Annotated in this window: 15 protein-coding genes; 7 read left to right on the forward strand and 8 right to left on the reverse strand. The window is 72.2% G+C overall.

What is annotated here, in order from left to right; translation table 11 throughout:
* Positions 1 to 10: 10 nt before the first annotated feature.
* Together EDD93_RS05595 and EDD93_RS05600 are read right to left on the reverse strand one after the other, a co-directional pair.
* A complete protein-coding gene (locus tag EDD93_RS05595; RefSeq protein ID WP_123524125.1) occupies positions 11 to 2,893 on the reverse strand; it encodes a protein kinase in 2,883 nt (960 codons plus the stop codon).
* A 179-nt stretch (positions 2,894 to 3,072) separates the two neighbouring features.
* The gene (locus EDD93_RS05600; RefSeq protein WP_123524126.1) at positions 3,073 to 5,010 is read right to left on the reverse strand and encodes a serine/threonine-protein kinase; all 1,938 of its coding nucleotides are present in this window, start codon (positions 5,008 to 5,010) and stop codon (positions 3,073 to 3,075) included.
* Positions 5,011 to 5,165: 155 nt separating this feature from the next.
* On the opposite strand from EDD93_RS05600, the gene EDD93_RS05605 reads away from it, so the two are divergent.
* On the forward strand, positions 5,166 to 5,432 hold the full coding sequence (locus tag EDD93_RS05605; RefSeq protein ID WP_148083838.1) for a hypothetical protein: 267 nt from the start codon (positions 5,166 to 5,168) through the stop codon (positions 5,430 to 5,432).
* Positions 5,433 to 5,731: 299 nt separating this feature from the next.
* Here the strand turns inward: EDD93_RS05605 and EDD93_RS05610 are convergent, their stop codons facing one another.
* Positions 5,732 to 7,438 carry a glycerol-3-phosphate dehydrogenase/oxidase gene (locus EDD93_RS05610; RefSeq protein WP_123524128.1) on the reverse strand — a complete coding sequence of 569 codons (1,707 nt, stop codon included), beginning with the start codon at positions 7,436 to 7,438 and terminating at the stop codon, positions 5,732 to 5,734.
* Positions 7,439 to 7,687: 249 nt separating this feature from the next.
* Between EDD93_RS05610 and EDD93_RS05615 the strand changes: the two genes are divergently transcribed.
* Positions 7,688 to 8,950 carry a nucleotide sugar dehydrogenase gene (locus EDD93_RS05615; protein ID WP_123524129.1) on the forward strand — a complete coding sequence of 421 codons (1,263 nt, stop codon included), beginning with the start codon at positions 7,688 to 7,690 and terminating at the stop codon, positions 8,948 to 8,950.
* A gap of 104 nt (positions 8,951 to 9,054) precedes the next feature.
* On the forward strand, positions 9,055 to 9,624 hold the full coding sequence (locus tag EDD93_RS05620) for a hypothetical protein (protein ID WP_123524130.1): 570 nt from the start codon (positions 9,055 to 9,057) through the stop codon (positions 9,622 to 9,624).
* A gap of 238 nt (positions 9,625 to 9,862) precedes the next feature.
* Here the strand turns inward: EDD93_RS05620 and EDD93_RS05625 are convergent, their stop codons facing one another.
* From EDD93_RS05625 to EDD93_RS05640, 4 genes are all read right to left on the reverse strand, one after another.
* Positions 9,863 to 10,987, reverse strand: a complete 1,125-nt coding sequence (locus EDD93_RS05625; RefSeq protein WP_123524131.1) for a GuaB3 family IMP dehydrogenase-related protein — start codon at positions 10,985 to 10,987, stop codon at positions 9,863 to 9,865.
* Between the two features lie 103 nt (positions 10,988 to 11,090).
* Positions 11,091 to 12,593, reverse strand: coding sequence for an IMP dehydrogenase (gene guaB, locus EDD93_RS05630; RefSeq protein ID WP_123524132.1), 1,503 nt, complete (start codon positions 12,591 to 12,593; stop codon positions 11,091 to 11,093).
* Positions 12,594 to 12,722: 129 nt separating this feature from the next.
* Entirely contained in the window at positions 12,723 to 13,298 is a 576-nt protein-coding gene (locus tag EDD93_RS05635) for a sigma-70 family RNA polymerase sigma factor (RefSeq protein WP_123524133.1), read from the reverse strand.
* 285 nt (positions 13,299 to 13,583) lie between these two features.
* A complete protein-coding gene (locus EDD93_RS05640; protein ID WP_003948568.1) occupies positions 13,584 to 14,195 on the reverse strand; it encodes a response regulator transcription factor in 612 nt (203 codons plus the stop codon).
* Positions 14,196 to 14,608: 413 nt separating this feature from the next.
* On the opposite strand from EDD93_RS05640, the gene EDD93_RS05645 reads away from it, so the two are divergent.
* Positions 14,609 to 14,944: a WhiB family transcriptional regulator gene (locus EDD93_RS05645; protein WP_123524134.1), complete on the forward strand. Its 336-nt coding sequence runs from the start codon at positions 14,609 to 14,611 to the stop codon at positions 14,942 to 14,944.
* Positions 14,945 to 15,059: 115 nt separating this feature from the next.
* Here EDD93_RS05645 and EDD93_RS05650 read toward each other — a convergent pair whose 3' ends face one another.
* Positions 15,060 to 15,950, reverse strand: coding sequence for a LysR family transcriptional regulator (locus EDD93_RS05650; protein WP_123524135.1), 891 nt, complete (start codon positions 15,948 to 15,950; stop codon positions 15,060 to 15,062).
* Positions 15,951 to 16,062: 112 nt separating this feature from the next.
* Between EDD93_RS05650 and EDD93_RS05655 the strand changes: the two genes are divergently transcribed.
* From EDD93_RS05655 to EDD93_RS05665, 3 genes are all read left to right on the forward strand, one after another.
* The gene (locus EDD93_RS05655; protein ID WP_185092457.1) at positions 16,063 to 16,728 is read left to right on the forward strand and encodes an MOSC domain-containing protein; all 666 of its coding nucleotides are present in this window, start codon (positions 16,063 to 16,065) and stop codon (positions 16,726 to 16,728) included.
* Positions 16,729 to 16,785: 57 nt separating this feature from the next.
* A complete protein-coding gene (locus EDD93_RS05660) occupies positions 16,786 to 17,559 on the forward strand; it encodes an SDR family oxidoreductase (protein ID WP_123524137.1) in 774 nt (257 codons plus the stop codon).
* A gap of 101 nt (positions 17,560 to 17,660) precedes the next feature.
* Positions 17,661 to 18,788: a substrate-binding domain-containing protein gene (locus tag EDD93_RS05665; RefSeq protein WP_123524138.1), complete on the forward strand. Its 1,128-nt coding sequence runs from the start codon at positions 17,661 to 17,663 to the stop codon at positions 18,786 to 18,788.
* The last annotated feature ends 83 nt before the right edge of the window (positions 18,789 to 18,871 follow it).

The following is an 18,871-nucleotide window of genomic DNA, read 5'->3' on the forward strand; positions in this document are numbered from 1 at the left end:
CCCTGAGGTATCAGGGCGTCACGCGGTAAGAGGCGATGGCCTGTTGGTAGATGTCCGAGACCTTGTCACGCTGGTTCTCCGGGCCGATGACCTGAATGAGGTGGTACCGGCCCTTGACTATCATCGCGAGGTTGCGTACGTACACCTCCCGGCCTGAGCTGTCCTGCCAGGTGAACTGCCCCTCCGCCATGGACTGTCGGCCGACGTCGATCCGGCGCAGTCCGCTCGCGGTGGACCAGCTGGAGTCCCGGAAGGGTTTCAACTCGGGTTCCTTGTCGCGCTGGTAATCGAGCGGGTCGGCGCCGTTCGTCTTGACGGTGTCGCGGCCGGGGACGATCAGCAGGGTGAAGCCGTCGCTGCCGTAGTGGACCTGACGCTCCGTGTTGGCGGGGCTGCGCTGCCAGCCCTTGGGCACGCCGACCTCGAAGCCCTCGTCGTCCTTGCGCAGGACGTAGCCGGACGGGAGCGCGACCGCGGACCGGCTGGTCTGCGGCTTCTGCTTCGCGGGGGACTTCGCGGGAGGCTTCGACGGGGAGGAAGACCCGCCGGAGCCGCTCGGGCGGGCGGAGCCCGGATCGGCCGGCCCGGTCGCGGTACGGGAGGGACTGGCGCCCGCGCCCGACTCCGAACCGGACTTGGGCATGAACATCACGGCGTACACGATCGCCGCGACCAGCACCAGCAGGATCAGCACGAGCAGCAGCCGGCCGAGCCGTCGCGGCGCGCGCTGCCCGCCCTGCTGCGGGCGCGGCGGGGTGCGCAGCGCCTTGGGGCCCTTCGGCTCGCGCGGCGGCCTGACGGCCCGGGGCTCGCGCGGTTCCGCGCGTACCGGCTCCGCCTCGACGCGTCCCCTGCCCTGGCGGTGGCGGCCGTGCGCCGCCCCGCCCCGACGGCCGCGCCGCTTGCGGACGAGTTCGCCCCGGCGGCGTACGACGGGCAGCCGGGTCTCGTCCACGGACGGCAGCGGCACCACGTCGAGACCGGCCTCCGGCTCGGGCGCCGACCGCACGAGGGAGCGCAGCCAGCCGCGCAGCTCCTCGAAGTCCGGCCGTTCGGTCGGGTCCTGCCGCAGCAGCGACTCGACGACGGGGCGCAGCGCGCCGCACTCCTCCGCGAAGGCCGGCGGCTCACCGCAGACCATCTGGACGAGCTCGGCGGCGTTCTCCTCGGGGTAGGGGGCGTGGCCCTGGACGGCGCGGTAGAGCAGCGCGCCCAGCGCCCAGAGGTCGGTGGAGGGGCCGATGGGCGGTGCCAGCTGCCAGTTCTCGTGGACCGGTCCGGCCTGTTCGGGCGCCCAGCGCTCGGTGACGGCGCCGACGACGGCGATCCGGGCCTGCCGCGCGCGTTCGGCGGCGAGGGTGGTGGCGGGGCCCCGGTAGGCGGGGGTGTCGCGGTCCCTCGCGACGATCTCGTCCCAGCGGCCCGGGGCGGCCTCCCCGGTCCCCCCGGTCCCGGCGACGGAGGGCTCGCGGCGGACGACGGCCGGGGTGGCGCCCTGGCGCCGGGAGTCGGCCCGCAGGGCGTCCTCGCTGGAGCCGCCGGCCGGGACCGGGCGTCCGGCGCCCGGCCCGTCGTCCCAGGAACCGGTCAGATGCAGCCGCCGGGGCGGGACCTGGCCGCCGTCGTCGTCATCGCCGTACTCGTCGTCCTCGTCCTCGTCGTCGTACGGGTCGGCGTCGCTGCCGTACGCGTAGTCGTAGGCCTGGGGGTCCAGCGGGTCGGGCATCCGGTCCGGGTCGCCCGGCGTCCCCGAACCGGCGTCGCGCTGGGGCGGCAGGACGCCGGTGTCCCACGCCTCGTCCGCATCGGCGCGGCGCTCCTCCTCGCTGACGCGGGCGGCGGCGGCGCGGGCCCCCGCCCGGTACGCGGCGATGGCGCCCGCACGCGCGGCACGCGCCTGGGCGGCGCTGCCGGGCTCGGACGCGGGGACGGGCTGCGGCGGCGCAGGGCGTACGGACTCCAGCTCAGCGGCGCCGCGGGGGCTGCCGGGGCCGGACGCGTAGCCCTGCTGGTACTCGGCCTCGTACTCGTACTCGGCCTCGGCCTCGGCCTCGGCTGCGTACTCGGTCTCGGAGGCGTGCTCCGGCTCGGACGGGTACCCGGGCTCCGGCTCGCGCCCGCTTCCGTACTCGGGCTCGTACCCGGACCGGGGCCCGGCCACCGGCAGCGCGTAGGGCTCGTGGTCGTGGTCGTGGTCGTCGGGCCCCGGACCCGGTTCGGCCATCGGCGGGACGTAGGGGCCGGTGGGGCCCGACTCCACGGCGGGGCCGCCGTACTCCCCGTCCTCGCCGGCTTCGTCCGGGCGCGGCACCGGGACGTAGCCGCAGAGGGCCTCCTCCGCCGCCCCGGCCGCCAGGCCGGTCAGCACGACGCGTCCGTCGTCGCAGATGAGCACGGTACGCACGGTGATGTTGCGATGGGTCCAGCCGTGGGCGTGCAGGACGCGCAGCGCGGTGAGGACGTCGGAGCCGATCTCCGCGGCGCGGTACGGGTTGAGCGGGCGCTCGGCGAGGAGCGCCGCGAGCGGCCGGGCCGCGACCAGTTCACTCACTATCCAGAGCGATCCCGCCTCGGCGAACACGTCGAAGACCTGGTCGAGCCTCGGGTGGTCGGGGACCTGGGCCGCCGCCTGGGCGGCCTCGATGGCGCGCCGGACCGCCGGATCGGTGGACCGCCGCACCGTGCGCCCGCCGGGCCGCCGGGCCGGTGCGGGCAGGCCGTCGGCGTCGAGCACCTCCGCGTCCACGACTTCCGGTAACGGCACCTGCCGGACCAGGACTTCCTGTCCGCTATAGGTATCGAACGCCCGGGTTTCCACCAGTTCGTACGCATCGGACGGGGGCAGCGGAAGGCGGTAGCGGTCGGCAAGTACCCGACCCGCGTAGTCGTCCACGACGCCTCCCCAGAGCGCGCTGTCCCCCGGTCACGCAGACCGCACCGAAACCACCAATTGCGGTCACTTAACGTGCAATTGACATGTGGTTTCGGCTGCGTACGGTCTCCGGACTCTCACAATACGTGGCAACGGGCGGTCGCGCGGCAGGGTCGGCGCAACCCGCCCCGCAGCCGTCCTCAGCCGAGCGGCTTGAACGTGCCGAACGCCGTCTCACGCAGCGTCTTGCACGCCTTGCCGTCCCACTCGTCGGCCTTGCAGCTGATCATGATCGAGTAGCCGCGCTTCGCGTCGACCTTGAAGCCTCGGTTCAGTACCCGGCTGCGCTGGCCGTGTTCGTTGCGCTCGAACTGCCAGTCCGCGACGGTCGGGTACCCGTTGTACTCGACCTTCTTGATGCTCAGGTGCTGGTACCCGCTGCTGCTGCCGGCAACCGCGCCCTTCAGCGAGTTCCAGGCGGCGGCCGCGTCGTCGCCCGGCGAGCTGTTGTAGTCGACCTGGACGCGCGGGAAGCCCTTGTCGATGTTGTAGATGCCGCCGGAGTTGCTGCCCGCGATCGAATTGCGCTCGAATCCCTCGGGCATCGCCATGGCGAAGTGGAACCGCTTGTCGGTGACCGGCTTGTACCCGGCGGGCAGCGCGCCCTTGCCGTCCGCGTCGCCGGAGTCGTCCGAACCGTCCGACCCCTTGCCGGAGTCGTCCTTGCCCTTGTCCTGGCCCTGGCCGTCGTTCCCGTCCTGGCCCTTGCCCTGGTCCTTGCCGCTGCCGCCCTGTTCGGTACCGGCGGTGCCGGCGGAGGCGCCCGCCGTCGAGGCGCCGGCCGAGGCCGAGGGGCCGTCCTTGCCCTTGCCCGCGTTGTCCGTACCCGTGTCGTCGCCGCCCAGCGTGAGGGCGAGGACCGTGCCGAGCACGGCGAGCACGATGACGGCCGCGATGATCGCCAGGGTGCGGCGCGGCACCACGTCCGTGAGCGAGGCCTTGGGCGGGGCGCCCGGAGAGCCGGCCGGACGCGGCGGCGGTACGGCCGCGGAGGCGGCGGACGCCGAGGGGGCCTGGGCGGGCCGGGCCGGCACGGCCGCAGCGGACGCTGACGCGGCGGGCGCCGCCTTCGCGTTCCGCGCGGAGCGCAGCGCGCCCCGCAGCCGGTCGCGGGTGCCCTCGCCCGGTTCACCGCTCTTCGACGCCGGCTTCGCGGGTGCGGGCACCTTGGGCAGCGCCATCACCTGGGTGGCGTCGGCCGGGGGCACCGGGACGTCCGACTGCTCGGGTGCGTTGATCACGTCGTTGAGCAGGGCACGTGCACCGGCGTCGTCGAGCCGCTGCTCGGGGTCCCGGGCGAGCAGCCCGTAGATGACCTCTTCCAGCGGGCCCGCGTTCTTCGGCGGGTCGAGCGGTTCGGTCATCACCGCGGTCAGGGTCGCGATGGCGGAGCCCTTGTCGTAGGGCGGGCAGCCCTCGACGCTCGCGTACAGCAGTCCGCCGAGCGACCAGAGGTCGGCCGGCGGGCCCGGCTTGTGCCCGCGGGCCCGCTCCGGCGAGATGTACGAGGGTGCGCCGACGAGCATGCCCGTGGAGGTGACGGAGGGGTCGCCCTCGACCTGGGCGATCCCGAAGTCGGTCAGTACGACCCGGCCGTCCTCGGCGATCAGCACGTTGGACGGCTTCACGTCCCGGTGCAGGATGCCCTCGCGGTGGGCCGAGCGCAGCACGTCGAGTATGGCCAGCCCCACCTCGGCCGCCCGTCTCGGCGTCAGGACACCGTCCTCACGCACCGCCTCGGCCAGCGACTTGCCCTCGATGAGTTCCATGACGATCCACGGGCGGTCGTCCTCGTCGACCACGTCGTAGACCGTGACCGCGCCGTTGTTGCGAATCCGGGCGATCGCCTTCGCCTCGCGCAGCGTACGCGTGATGAGACGGCGCTTCTCGTCGTCGTCGATGGCTGTCGGGAACCGCAGTTCCTTGACCGCTACCGTGCGGCCCAGCGTCTCGTCGACGGCACGGTGGACCGTGCCCATACCGCCCCGGCCGAGCACCTCCCCGAGCCGGTAGCGCCCCGCAAGGAGACGTCCGTCCTTGTCCCGTTGGGGCTCCCGTGCCTGCTCCGCCTCCGACATGCGTCCCCTCTGCGATCAACCCGCCCTGGCAGAGCGTTCATTGTCCCCTACCCCGGGACCGGCCCTGGTGCCGGGGCCCGGCTCCGCCATCATGTGGCCGGAGGAGAGGACTCCCTGACACTCCGGCCCCAAGGGCACCGCTCGTCACCCTGTTGGTGACGGCGCTGCCCGGCCTCGGAACAGCCAGCCTGCCCAGCGAACCACACCTCACGCCCGCAGCCTCCTACCTGCCGGGGCTCGCCGTCCAGGGCCGGGCGCCCACCGCAGCAGTCCTGGTACAGAGTTCCGCCGCCGGTGAGCCGATCTCCACGTTCGCCGGCCCGAACCGCTTCCACGCGGCCCTGCCGGGCGGGCGGCTGCTCCCGCCTGCCCAGCTCGCCGCACCGCTGAACACCGCTGAACACCGCTGCGGCACAGGGTGACTACGGCCTGGGCATCCACCCGGAGCGGCCCGCCTGCGGGATCACCGTCCGGGGCCCCAACGGGCGCACAGCGGGCAGCTACGTCCGTACCACCGCGAGCCGGGACGGCGGCCACATCATGACGTACCGCATCGACACGGACATCCTGTCCCACGCGGGCTCCCTCGAACCCGCGCTCCTGGAAGCGGAGTTCTGCCCGGCGTGAACGGACCATGGCCCCTGAACGGCCCGCCCGGACCAGCCGGCCCGGACGGGTCGGACGGGTCGGTCCGGCCGGACGGAACGGAGGGCCGGAGGGGTCAGATGGGCTGGATGTCCGGCGCTCCGAGCCGCGCCGCGTCCGCCGTCAGGTCGTCGGGCTGGCGCTGCGACTCCCGCTCCGCCTCCACCCGCTTCTCGTAGTGCGTGACCTCCCGCTCGATCTGGTCCTTGTCCCAGCCGAGCACCGGGGCCATCAGCTCCGCGCAGAGCCGCGCGGAACGCGTGCCCCGGTCGAAGGTCTCGATGGAGATCCTGGTCCGCCGGGTCAGTACGTCGTCGAGGTGACGGGCCCCTTCGTGCGAGGCCGCGTAGACGATCTCGGCCTTCAGGTAGTCGTCGGCGGACGGCAGCGGCTCACCCATCACCGGGTCGGCGACGATCAGCTCCAGGATCTCCTCGGTCATCGCGCCGTACCGGTTGAGCAGATGCTCCACCCGGGCGACGTGCAGCCCGGTCCGGGCGGCGATCCTGGCGCGCGCGTTCCACAGGGCGCGGTAGCCCTCGGCGCCCAGCAGCGGGATGTCCTCGGTGACACAGTCGGCCACCCGCTGGTCGAGGCCGTGCACCGCCTCGTCGACGGCGTCCTTGGCCATCACGCGGTACGTCGTGTACTTCCCGCCCGCGACGACGACGAGGCCCGGGGCCGGGTGCGCCACCGTGTGCTCGCGGGAGAGCTTGCTGGTCGCGTCCGACTCGCCGGCCAGCAGGGGGCGCAGCCCGGCGTAGACGCCCTCGACGTCGTCCCTGCTCAGCGGGGTGGACAGGACCGAATTGACGTGTTCGAGCAGATAGTCGATATCGGCGCTGGACGCGGCCGGGTGGGCCTTGTCCAGGTCCCAGTCGGTGTCCGTCGTGCCGATGATCCAGTGACGGCCCCACGGGATGACGAAGAGCACGGACTTCTCGGTGCGCAGGATCAGGCCGGTGGAGGAGTGGATGCGGTCCTTCGGGACGACGAGGTGGATGCCCTTGGACGCCCGGACGTGGAACTGGCCGCGCTCGCCGATCAGCGCCTGGGTGTCATCCGTCCAGACGCCGGTGGCGTTGACCACCTGTTTGGCCCTGACCTCGTACTCACCGCCCGCCTCGACGTCCTCCACCCGGACGCCGACGACCCGCTCGCCCTCCCGGAGGAAGCCGACCACCCGGGCCCGGTTCGCCACGTGTGCGCCGTACCCGGCGGCGGTCCGCACCAGCGTGGCCACATAGCGGGCGTCGTCCATCTGGGCGTCGTAGTACTGCAGGGCCCCCACCAGGGCGTCCTTCTTCAGCGCCGGCGCGACCCGCAGGGCGTGGCGGCGGGAGAGGTGCCGGTGCACGGGCAGCCCGCGGCCGTGGCCGGACGACACCGACATCGCGTCGTACAGCGCGACGCCCGAGCCCGCGTACAGCCGCTCCCAGCCCTTGTGCTGCAAGGGGTACAGGAACGGCACCGGCTTCACCAGGTGCGGGGCGAGGCGCTCCAGCAGCAGCCCGCGCTCCTTCAGCGCCTCCCGGACGAGCGTGAAGTCGAGCATCTCCAGATAGCGCAGCCCGCCGTGGATCAGCTTGCTCGACCTGCTCGACGTGCCGGACGCCCAGTCGCGCGCCTCGACCAGGCCGGTCGAGAGCCCTCTCGTGACCGCGTCGAGTGCCGTCCCGGCGCCGACCACGCCCGCCCCCACGACCAGCACGTCCAGTTCGCGCTCGGCCATCGCTGCGAGCGCCTCGACGCGCTCCGCGGGTCCCAGTGTCGCTGTCCTCACTGCTGCCTCCCGGTAGATCGGGGTGGTCCGGGCACGGGGGTGCGGTCCGACCGGGGGGTCGGGCGCCCGTGCCCACCCCTCGATTCTGTCCGCGCTCCGCGACTTCAGCCACCGCCTGTGGACAACACCCGGACAACCACGGCCCCACAATGCGACATATAGGTCATATTTACGCCTAGTCTGACATTGCGCTGTCCCCAGCGGTTGCGCTTTCTGTCTTCATGGTCTTAGGGAAGGACGGCCACCCACGTGCCTGCAGACCTCGCCGTCATCGGACTCGGTCACCTCGGCCTGCCCCTCGCCCAAGCCGCCGTCGCAGCCGGTATCCAGACCGTCGGCTACGACACCGACCCCCGGGCCTTCGCGGAGCTCTCCGCAGGCCGCACCCCCGTCGAGGGATCACTCCCCGCGTCCGACATCCGGCGCATGCTCTCCGGGGGTTTCCGCCCCACCACCAACGAGGCCGAGCTGGGCCGGGTCCGTACCGCCGTGATCTGCGCGCCCACCCCGCTCGGCCCCGACCGCACCCTGGACCTGAGCGCCGTCGGCGAGGCGGCCCGCGCCCTCGCCGCCCGGCTGCGCCCGCACACCACGGTGCTGCTGGAATCGTCCGTGCCCCCCGGCACCACCGAGAACTTCCTGCTCCCCATCCTGGAGAACGGCTCGGGGCTGCGCGGCGGACGCGACTTCCACCTCGCCCACTCGCCCACCCGGCTCGACCCGGGCAACCGCAGCCACGTCTACGCCAACACACCCAAGGTCATCGGCGGCCTCACCCCCGCCTGCACCGAATCGGCCGCCGCTTTCTACGGCCGGCTCACCGACAAGGTCGTACGCGCCCGAGGCCCGCGCGAGGCCGAGATGACGAAGGTCCTGGAGACCAACTTCCGGCACGTCAACATCGCCCTGGTCAACGAGATGGCGGTGCTCTGCCACGACCTCGGCGTCGACCTGTGGGACGTCATCCGGTGCGCCGAGACCAAGCCCTTCGGCTTCCAGCCCTTCCGTCCCGGGCCCGGCGTCGGCGGCCACGGCGCCCCGGTCGACCCCGGCTACCTCCCGTACAGCAGCCGCACCCCCGGCCACCCGCTGCGCATGGTCTCGCTCGCCCAAGAGATCAACGACCGGATGCCCCAGTACGTGATCCAGCGCTGCGCCACCCTCCTCAACGAGCACGGCAAGTCCGTGCGCGGCGCCCGGGTGCTGCTGCTCGGCGTCACGTACAAGCCCGACCTCGCCGACCAGGAGGCCTCCCCCGCCCGCGAGATCGCCAACCGGCTCATCGACATGGGCGCCCAGATCGGCTACCACGACCCGCACGTACTGGACTGGCGGGTACGCGAACTCCCCGTCCCCCGGGCCGATTCGCTGTACGAGGCGGCCTCCAGCGCCGACCTCACGGTGCTGCTCCAGCACCACCGCACGTACGACCTCCAGGGGCTCGCCGTGAAGGCCCAACTGCTGCTCGACACACGCGGCGCGACACCCGCCGGGGCCGCACACCGGCTCTGAGCACAATCCAGCCATGGAATCTTCTGGGCCGATGTCCGACGCGGCTGCTAGCCTGCGGCGTCACTTATCGCACAGCCGTGCGCATCGTCCAGGGGGGAACCCGAATGAGCCAGCCCGTACCACCGCCGAACCAGCCGTACGGCGCCCAGCCGCAGCAGGGCAACCCGTACGCGGGTCAGCAGCCCGCCGCCCCGACCGGCAACCCGTTCGGCGGCCAGCAGCCGGCCGGCGCCCCCTTCGGCGGTGGCGCACCGTTCGCTCCGGTGGCACCGGCGCGCAACAACGTGGGCCTCGGACTGCTGGCCGCCGTGGCGGCGGCGCTCGTGGGGGCGTTCCTCTACGGCCTCATCGCCGGCTCGATCGAGCGCGAGGTCGGCTACATCGCCGTCGGCGTCGGCTTCCTCGTCGGCTTCGCCGCGAGCAAGGTCGGCGGCCGGAACCCGGTGCTGACCGTCGTCAGCGCCCTGCTCTCGATCGGCGCGGTCTACCTCGGCCAGATCGTGGGCATGTCGATCATCCTGTCCGACATGGCGGACCAGTCGGCGTCGAGCATCTTCTTCGACCACTTCGGCGACCTCACGGACGCGTGGAAGCAGTCGGCCGACTTCAAGACGTACCTCTTCCTCGCGATCGGCGCGATCGGCGCCATCGGCGGTGCGCGCAAGGCCTCGTAGCCGGAACCCACCCCGGTAACGCAACGTCGGCCCTCACGACCTGGTCAAGGTCTTGAGGGCCGACGTTGCGTTACCGACGTTGCGCAGACATGAGCACCCGTCAGGAGGTAATCCGAGGAACCGCATCGCCCTGGACCGCACAGCACTTCGCCCCGCCGAACAACTCGGCGGGGCGAAAGGCAGGACCGAAGCAACGATCAGCGGCCTCGGTCCAGGGCCTCGGTCATGCGGGACACGCTCAGCGGCGGTGCTGCGAGTCCGCCACCGTGACCTCGACGCGCTGGAACTCCTTCAGGTCGCTGTAGCCCGTCGTCGCCATCGCCCGGCGCAGCGCGCCGAAGATGTTCATCGAGCCGTCGGGGGTGTGCGAAGGACCGGTGAGGACCTCCTCCGTCGTCCCGACCGAGCCGAGGTCGACCAGCTTGCCGCGCGGCACGTCCTCGTGGACGGCCTCCATGCCCCAGTGCCGGCCGCGACCGGGCGCGTCCGTCGCACGGGCCAGCGGGGAGCCCATCATCACGGCGTCCGCACCGCAGGCGATGGCCTTCGGCAGGTCGCCGGACCAGCCGACGCCGCCGTCCGCGATCACGTGCACGTACCGGCCGCCGGACTCGTCCATGTAGTCACGGCGGGCACCGGCCACGTCCGCGACGGCGGTCGCCATCGGGACCTGGATGCCGAAGACGTTGCGCGTGGTGTGCGCGGCGCCGCCGCCGAAGCCGACCAGGACACCGGCCGCGCCGGTGCGCATCAGGTGCAGGGCGGCGGTGTACGTGGCGCAGCCGCCGACGATCACCGGGACGTCCAGCTCGTAGATGAACTGCTTCAGGTTCAGCGGCTCGGCCGCGCCCGAGACGTGCTCGGCGGAGACCGTCGTACCGCGGATGACGAAGATGTCCACGCCCGCGTCGACGACGGCCTTGGAGAACTGGGCGGTGCGCTGCGGGGAGAGCGCGGCGGCGGTGACGACACCGGAGTCGCGCACCTCCTTGATGCGCTGCCCGATCAGCTCCTCCTGGATGGGGGCGGCGTAGATCTCCTGGAGCCGGCGGGTCGCGGACTCGACCGGCATCCCGGCGATCTCGTCGAGCAGCGGCTGCGGGTCGGCGTGCCGGGTCCACAGGCCTTCCAGGTTCAGCACGCCCAGGCCGCCGAGCTCACCGATCCGGATGGCGTGCTGCGGGGAGACCACGGAGTCCATGGGAGCGGCCAGGAACGGCAGCTCGAAGCGGTAGGCGTCGATCTGCCAGGCGATCGAGACCTCCTTCGGGTCGCGGGTCCGGCGGCTCGGGACGACGGCGATGTCGTCGAATGCGTATGCCCGGCGGCCGCGCTTGCCGCGCCCGATCTCGATCTCAGTCACGATGTGTGGCCTTTCCCTCTACGTCTGCGTGTCCAGTATCCCCGACACACGGATGAGGGGCGGTCCCGGGAACCCCGGACCGCCCCTCATCTGCGCTGTTGTACTACTTCCTGCTGTAGTTCGGTGCCTCGACCGTCATCTGGATGTCGTGCGGGTGGCTCTCCTTGAGACCCGCCGAGGTGATCCGGACGAAGCGGCCCTTGGACTCCATCTCGTCGACGGAGGCCGCGCCCACGTAGCCCATCGTCTGGCGGAGCCCGCCGACGAGCTGGTGCAGGACGTTGGCCAGCGGGCCGCGGTAGGGCACCTGGCCCTCGATGCCCTCGGGGACGAGCTTGTCGTCGGAGGACACCTCGGCCTGGAAGTACCGGTCCTTCGAGTACGAGCGGCCCTGGCCGCGGGACTGCATCGCGCCGAGCGAACCCATGCCGCGGTACGACTTGAACTGCTTGCCGTTGATGAACTGCAGCTCGCCCGGGGACTCCTCGCAGCCCGCGAGCAGCGAGCCGAGCATCACCGCGTCGGCGCCGGCCACCAGGGCCTTGCCGATGTCGCCGGAGTACTGCAGGCCGCCGTCACCGATGACCGGGACGCCGGCGGCGCGGGCCGCCAGCGCGGCCTCGTAGATCGCGGTGACCTGCGGGACGCCGATACCGGCGACCACCCGGGTGGTGCAGATCGAACCGGGTCCGACGCCCACCTTGACGCCGTCCACACCGGCGTCGATCAGGGCCTGGGCGCCGTCGCGGGTCGCGACGTTACCGCCGATGACGTCCACGCCGACGGCCGACTTGATCTTCGCCATCCAGTTGAGGGCGTTGCTGTTGTGACCGTGCGAGGTGTCGACGATGAGGAAGTCGACACCGGCCGCGGCCAGCGCCTGGGCCCGGTCCAGCGCCTCCGGGCTGGCACCCACGGCCGCACCGACGAGCAGCCGGCCCTCGGCGTCCTTGGCCGCGTTCGGGTACTGCTCGGCCTTCTTGAAGTCCTTGACCGTGATGAGGCCCTTGAGGATGCCCGACTCGTCGACCAGCGGAAGCTTCTCGATCTTGTGGCGGCGCAGCAGCTCCATGGCGTCCACGCCGGAGATGCCGACCCGGCCGGTGACCAGCGGCATCGGCGTCATGACCTCGCGCACCTGGCGCGAGCGGTCCGACTCGAAGGCCATGTCGCGGTTGGTGACGATGCCGAGCAGCTTGCCCGCCGGGTCGGTGACCGGGACGCCGCTGATGCGGAACTTGGCGCACAGCGCGTCGGCCTCGCCGAGCGTGGCGTCCGGGCTGACCGTGATCGGGTCCGTGACCATGCCGGACTCGGACCGCTTCACCAGGTCCACCTGGTTGACCTGGTCCTCGATCGAGAGATTGCGGTGCAGCACACCGACGCCGCCCTGACGGGCCATGGCGATCGCCATGCGGGCCTCGGTCACCTTGTCCATCGCGGCGGACAGCAGCGGGATGTTCACGCGTACGTTCCGCGAGATGAGCGACGAGGTGTCGACCGCGTTGGGCAGCACGTCAGATGCGCCCGGCAGCAGCAGCACGTCGTCGTATGTCAGCCCGAGCGTCGCGAATTTCTCGGGCACTCCGTCGACGTTTGCAGTCATGACACCTTCCCCAAATGGCCTTGATCGGTGCGGATGTCCATGCTAACGGCCTCCGTGCGTGTCTCATTCCACGAGCAAGATCACCCGGAGGTTCTGTACCTTCCTACGGGAGCCGCGACGGGCTCCGGCTCACTGCTCGGCGAGGGCCCGCAGCCGGCTCAGCGCACGGTGCTGGGCGACCCGGACCGCGCCCGGCGACATACCCAGCAGCTGCCCGGTCTCCTCGGCGGTCAGCCCGACCGCGACGCGCAGGACGAGCAGCTCACGCTGGTTCTCCGGGAGGTTGGCGAGGAGCCTCTTGGCCCAGGCCGCGTCGCTGCTGAGCAGCGCCCGCTCCTCGGGCCCGAGTGAATCGTCCGGCCGCTCGGGCATCTCGTCGGAGGGCACCGCGGTCGATCCGGGGTGCCGCATCGCGGCCCGCTGGAGATCGGCCACCTTGTGGCCGGCGATGGCGAAGACGAAGGCTTCGAAGGGTCTGCCGGTGTCCTTGTACCGAGGCAGCGCCATCAGTACGGCGACGCAGACCTCCTGCGCCAGGTCCTCCACGAAGTGGCGGGCATCACCGGGCAGCCGGTTCAGCCGGGACCTGCAGTAGCGCAGCGCGAGGGGGTGGACGTGGGCCAGCAGGTCGTGGGTGGCCTGTGCGTCGCCGTCGACGGCGCGGTGCACCAGAGCACCGATCACCGTCGTTCCGTCGTCGCGCATCGGACCATGGTGCCCCGGTGCCGCATCATCCGCGGCACCGCGTCCGTAGTTGTGCACCGAAGCGTTATGAGCGGGTGCGCCGGAAGTCATGTCCTGCGCCCTCCCCTTCCGCTCGACCGAATCGTTCCCGAGGAACTCCACATCTCAAGGATGCGGCATCGGCCGGGAAGCGTCACATACCGCGGGGGCGGCGGACTCCGCGGGCGGGAAACCGCCGGGCCCCGGGTCGCCCCGTCCGCCGGTGTGCGGACGGGGAGTGGATCGACTGCCGGCCGTGCCCGGTCCTCAGCGGACCAGGCCCCAGCGGAAGCCGAGCGCGACGGCGTGCGCCCGGTCCGAGGCTCCGAGCTTCTTGAACAGACGCCTGGCGTGCGTCTTCACCGTGTCCTCGGAGAGGAACAGCTCACGGCCGATCTCCGCGTTGGAGCGGCCGTGGCTCATCCCTTCGAGCACCTGGATCTCACGCGCCGTGAGCGTGGGCGCCGCGCCCATCTCGGCCGACCGCAGCCGGCGCGGGGCCAGCCGCCACGTCGGATCGGCCAGCGCCTGGGTGACGGTCGCCCGCAGCTCGGCCCGGGAGGCGTCCTTGTGCAGATACCCGCGGGCCCCGGCGGCGACCGCGAGCGCCACCCCGTCCAGGTCCTCGGCGACGGTCAGCATGATGATCCTCGCCCCGGGGTCGGCGGAGAGCAGCCGGCGGACCGTCTCCACACCTCCCAGACCGGGCATGCGTACGTCCATCAGAATCAGATCCGAACGGTCGGCACCCCAGCGGCGGAGGACTTCCTCGCCGTTGGCCGCCGTCGTCACACGCTCGACGCCGGGCACGGTCGCGACCGCGCGACGGAGCGCCTCTCGGGCAAGCGGGGAGTCGTCGCAGACGAGGACGGATGTCATGACCGCCCTCCGAAGCTGATGCGCGTCACCTTGAGCCTCCAGGCTGTTACAAGTCGTCACCTGTGCGGTTGACGCTCTCGGACATCTGCCCGATCGCTTTCTGTGTCAACCGCCTCCGCACTCTCAACGATGGTCACTCGAAAGAGTTACGGGTCGGAGGACAGGGTTCGGCACTCTACGTGAGGGCGCGGACACGGAGACGAGCCGCCACGGGTTGTGCAGCCGTCAACCGAACCTTCACAGGAACTTATGCACCATTTAGCGGGTTTTCTTCCCTTTTCACGGTGTCTGTGACTAGATTCGCAATCAGTCATATTTACATCTACTAACACCGTAGATGTACGGTCATGAACACGGTCAAAGACGGACAACAACGACGTTTCCGACTCAGCATGGTTTCGAGGGGACAAGCAATGGCAGATTTCTCCCGCCTTCCCGGACCCAACGCCGACCTGTGGGACTGGCAGCTGCTGGCGGCCTGCCGCGGGGTCGACAGCTCGCTGTTCTTCCACCCCGAGGGGGAACGAGGTGCCGCCCGGAGCGCCCGCGAGACCTCCGCGAAAGAGGTCTGCATGCGGTGCCCGGTACGCGCCGAGTGCGCGGCCCACGCACTGGCGGTACGAGAGCCCTACGGAGTGTGGGGCGGACTGACCGAGGACGAACGCGAGGAGCTCATGGGGCGGGCCCGCAACCGGCTGATCGCGGCGACGGCGCCCTCAGGACCCGCCTCGCCGCCCGGACACGGCTGACCCCTGTCACGGCCCCAGCGCGGCAGAAACGTTTCTTCGGCGTACCCGAACGCCGCCCCACGCCGCACGCGCCGCACCCTGCGGCCCGTGCCCCGCGGCCCGTGCCCGCGACCCCTCAGCGGGCGGCCGCCAGCGACAGCTGGTCCAGCGTGGCCGCCACCGCCGGGACCTGCGCCAGGTCGGGCAGGGTCAGCGCGACGATCTCGCGCTCGATGGCCGGCTCCACGGTGACGGTCAGGGCGCCCCTCGGGCGTACCGACTCGATCGCCAGCGCCGGCAGCACGGCCACCCCGAGGCCGGCGCCGACCAGGCCGATCACGGCGGGGTAGTCATCGGTGGCGAAGTCGATCCGGGGGGTGAAGCCGGACTCCTCGCAGACCTCCACCAGTTGCCTGCGACAGCGCGGGCAGCCCGCGATCCACGGTTCATCGGCGAGTTCGGCGATGCCCACCGCCGGCCGGCCCGCCAGGTGGTGGCCGGCGGGCAGCAGGCCGACCAGGCGGTCGGTGAGCAGCGGACGCACCACCAGGTCGTCCCACTCGGCGCCCTGCGTGCCGTACCGGAAGGCGAGGGCGATGTCGCAGTCGCCGTCACGCAGCATCTCCACCGAGCGGGGCGGCTCGGCCTCGACCAGGGAGACCCGGGTGCCGGGGTGGGCGGCCCGCAGCGCCGCGAGGGCGCCGGGGACCAGGGTGGAGCTGCCGCTCGGGAAGGACACCAGCCGGACCCGGCCGGCCCGCAGACCGGCGATCGCGGCGACCTCCTCCTCGGCGGCGGTGAGCCCGGCGAGGATGCCCGAGGCGTGCCGTACGAGCGCCTGACCGGCCTGCGTCAGCCGCATCTCGCGTCCGGTCCGGATGAGCAGCGTGGTCCCGGCGGAGGACTCCAGTGCCTTCATCTGCTGACTCACCGCAGGCTGCGTACAGCCCAGCTCGCGGGCGGCGGCGGAGAAGGAGCCGGTGGTGGACACGGCTCGCAGGACGCGGAGATGACGGGCTTCGATCACCCTTTGACTATAAGCGGCTCTTGGGTCAGGTGCGAATTGTTCGCGTGTGACTTTGGGCCGGAATGCGTTCGGCAGCCGCTCGGGGCGTCGGTAGCGTGCGGGGATGAGTGCGATGAGGGTGCTGACCGTGAACACGGGCCGGCCCGTGGCGGTGCCGTACACCGACTCCCCGGACGGGGTGACCGGGATCGACAAGCGTCCGGCCGACGGCCCGGTGCGGGTCACCGACCCCGGCCCCGAGGGCACCGGCGGCAGCGGTCTGGCCGGGGACGCGGTCTGCGACCTGCGCTTCCACGGCGGCTCCGACCAGGCGGTGTACGCCTTCGCCCGCGAGGAGCTGGACCGCTGGGAGGAGGCGCTGGGGCGCCCGCTGCCCAACGGGGCCTTCGGCGAGAACCTGACCACGGACGGCGTCGACGTCAGGGGCGCGCTGATCGGCGAGCGCTGGCGGGTCGGCCCCGATCTGCTCCTGGAGATCACCTCGGGCCGCATCCCGTGCCGTACGTTCGCCGGTCACCTCGACGAGCGGCAGTGGGTCAGGCGCTACACCCGGGCGGCCACCCCCGGCGCGTATCTGCGGGTGCTCACGCCCGGCTCGATCCGGGCCGGCGACCCGGTGGAGATCGTGCACCGGCCGGACCACGACGTCACGGTGGAGCTCCAGTTCCGGGCCGTGACGACCCGGCGGGAGCTGCTGCCGCTGCTGCTCCCGGCCGCGGAGGCGCTGCACCCCGAGCCGCTGAGGCAGGCGCGGGAGTACGCGGCCCGGCAGCGGTGAGCGCAGGGCGCCGGGCGGCGCGTCAGGGGGCCCGCGCGGGGCACTAACGTGCCGCGTATGACGACTGCACTGATTACGGGCGCCACCGCGGGCATCGGGGCCGCGTTCGCGCGGCGGCTCGCGGCCGAGGGGCACAACCTGGTCCTGGTGGCCCGCGACACCGAGCGGCTGCGCGAGCAGGCCACCGAGTTGCACGACCGGCACGGCATCGAGGCCGAGGTGCTGCCCGCCGACCTGTCGGCGGACGAGGGGATCGCGGCGGTCGAGGCCCGCCTGGGCGACCGCCTGCAGTCCGTCGATCTGCTGGTCAACAACGCCGGGTTCGGCAACAAGGGCAGCTATCTGGATGTCCCCATGGCCGACGAGCTGGCCATGCTGAAGGTGCACTGCGAGGCGGTCCTGCGGCTGACCTCGGCGGCCGCGGCCGGGATGCGGGAGCGCGGCAGGGGCGGAGTCGTCAACGTGGCCTCGGTGGCGGCGTTCGTGCCGCGCGGTACGTACGGGGCGTCCAAGGCGTGGGTCGTGCAGTTCACCCAGGGCGCGGCCAAGGACCTGGCGGGCTCGGGAGTGCGGCTGATGGCGCTCTGCCCCGGCTTCGTACGGACGGAGTTCCACCAGCGGGCCGGCATGGGCACCGGCAACATCCCGGGCTGGATGTGGCTGGACGCCGACAAGCTGGTGGCCTCGGCCCTGGCCGACCTGGCGCGCGGCAAGTCGGTCTCGATCCCCGATCCCCGGTACAAGGCGCTCATGGGGCTGGTGAAGGTGACCCCGCGCAGCCTGCTCGGGGGCGTCACCTCCAGGACGGGCCGGAAGTACGGACCCCGCTGACGGCCGGTCCCCCGGCACCGTGACGCCCCCGGCCGATTGTGATCGAATGATCAGAACAGCACATCGTTCGATCATCCACTATCGCCTGAGGGGCTGCCACCGTGCGCGAAGGTGCCACTGAACGTCATGACCGACTGCTGAACCTGGTACGCGAACGAGGCACCGCCCGGGTCTCGGACCTCGCGGACCGGCTCGGCGTCTCCCCGGTGACGGCACGCCGCGATGTCGAGGCACTGGCGGCACGGGGACTGCTCGACCGGGTGCACGGTTCGGTCTCCTGGCCCGCCGAACGCGGACCGGCCGGCACCCCGGCGGGCGGCGGCCCGGTCATCGGGATGCTGGCCCCGGCCGCCGTCTACTACTTCGCCGAGGTGATCCGGGGCGCCCACGAGGCCGCGGCCCGGCTCGGCGCGCGGCTGATCCTGCGGGTCACCGACTACCACCCCGAGGACGACGCGGCGCATGCCGCCGGGCTCCTCGCGGCCGGGGCGCAGGGGCTGCTGCTGGCCCCGAGCTGGACGGAGCCGGGCCACCCGGCCGCCTACAGCGGCTGGCTCGCCCAGCTGCCGGTGGAGCGGGTCCTGGTGGAGCGGACCGGGGTGCCGGGCGGGCCGCTGGACGGCCTCGACCGGGTCGGCTCGGACCACGCGCACGGGGTGCTGCTCGCCGTCCGGCACCTGCTGGAGCTGGGCCACGGCGCGGCGTTGCTGGTCGCGCGGGCGGACAGCCCGACGGCGCAGGCGGTCCGGGCGGGGTACGCGCGGGCTCTGTCGGTGCTGGGGCTGCGCGCGCCGGGCCCGGTGATCGAGTCGTCTTCGGACGAGCGCGATCCGGTGCTGTTCGAGCAGGCCGCGCTCCAGCTGCGGGACGCGGTGCGGCGCGGGCGGGCGACCGCGGCCCTGATGCACAACGACGAGGACGCCATCCGGATGATGCGGCGGCTGGCCGAGCTCGGCGTCCGGGTGCCCGACGATCTGTCGCTGGTCACGTACGACGACGAGGTGGCGGCGCTGGCCGACACCCCGCTCACCGCGGTCGCGCCGCCCAAGCGGGAGGTCGGACGCAGTGCGGCGGAACTGCTGGTCGAGCGGTTGTCGGGGGACCGTTACGGGGTCCCGTCCGAGCTGGCGCCGAGGCGCCACATCGCCCTGCTGCCGACCCTCCGGGTGCGGGACTCGTGCGCCCGGCCGTCGAACCGGCCGGTGGACCCGGAACCGTCCGGCACCTGACCCGGGCGGCCCGGGGCCCGTAGCCCGTAGCCGTAGCCCGTGGTCGTAGAAGGTATCCACCGCAGAAGGCACCCACCGCACGT

Origin of the sequence: Streptomyces sp. 840.1, from assembly GCF_003751445.1 — a bacterium.
Lineage (GTDB): Bacteria > Actinomycetota > Actinomycetes > Streptomycetales > Streptomycetaceae > Streptomyces.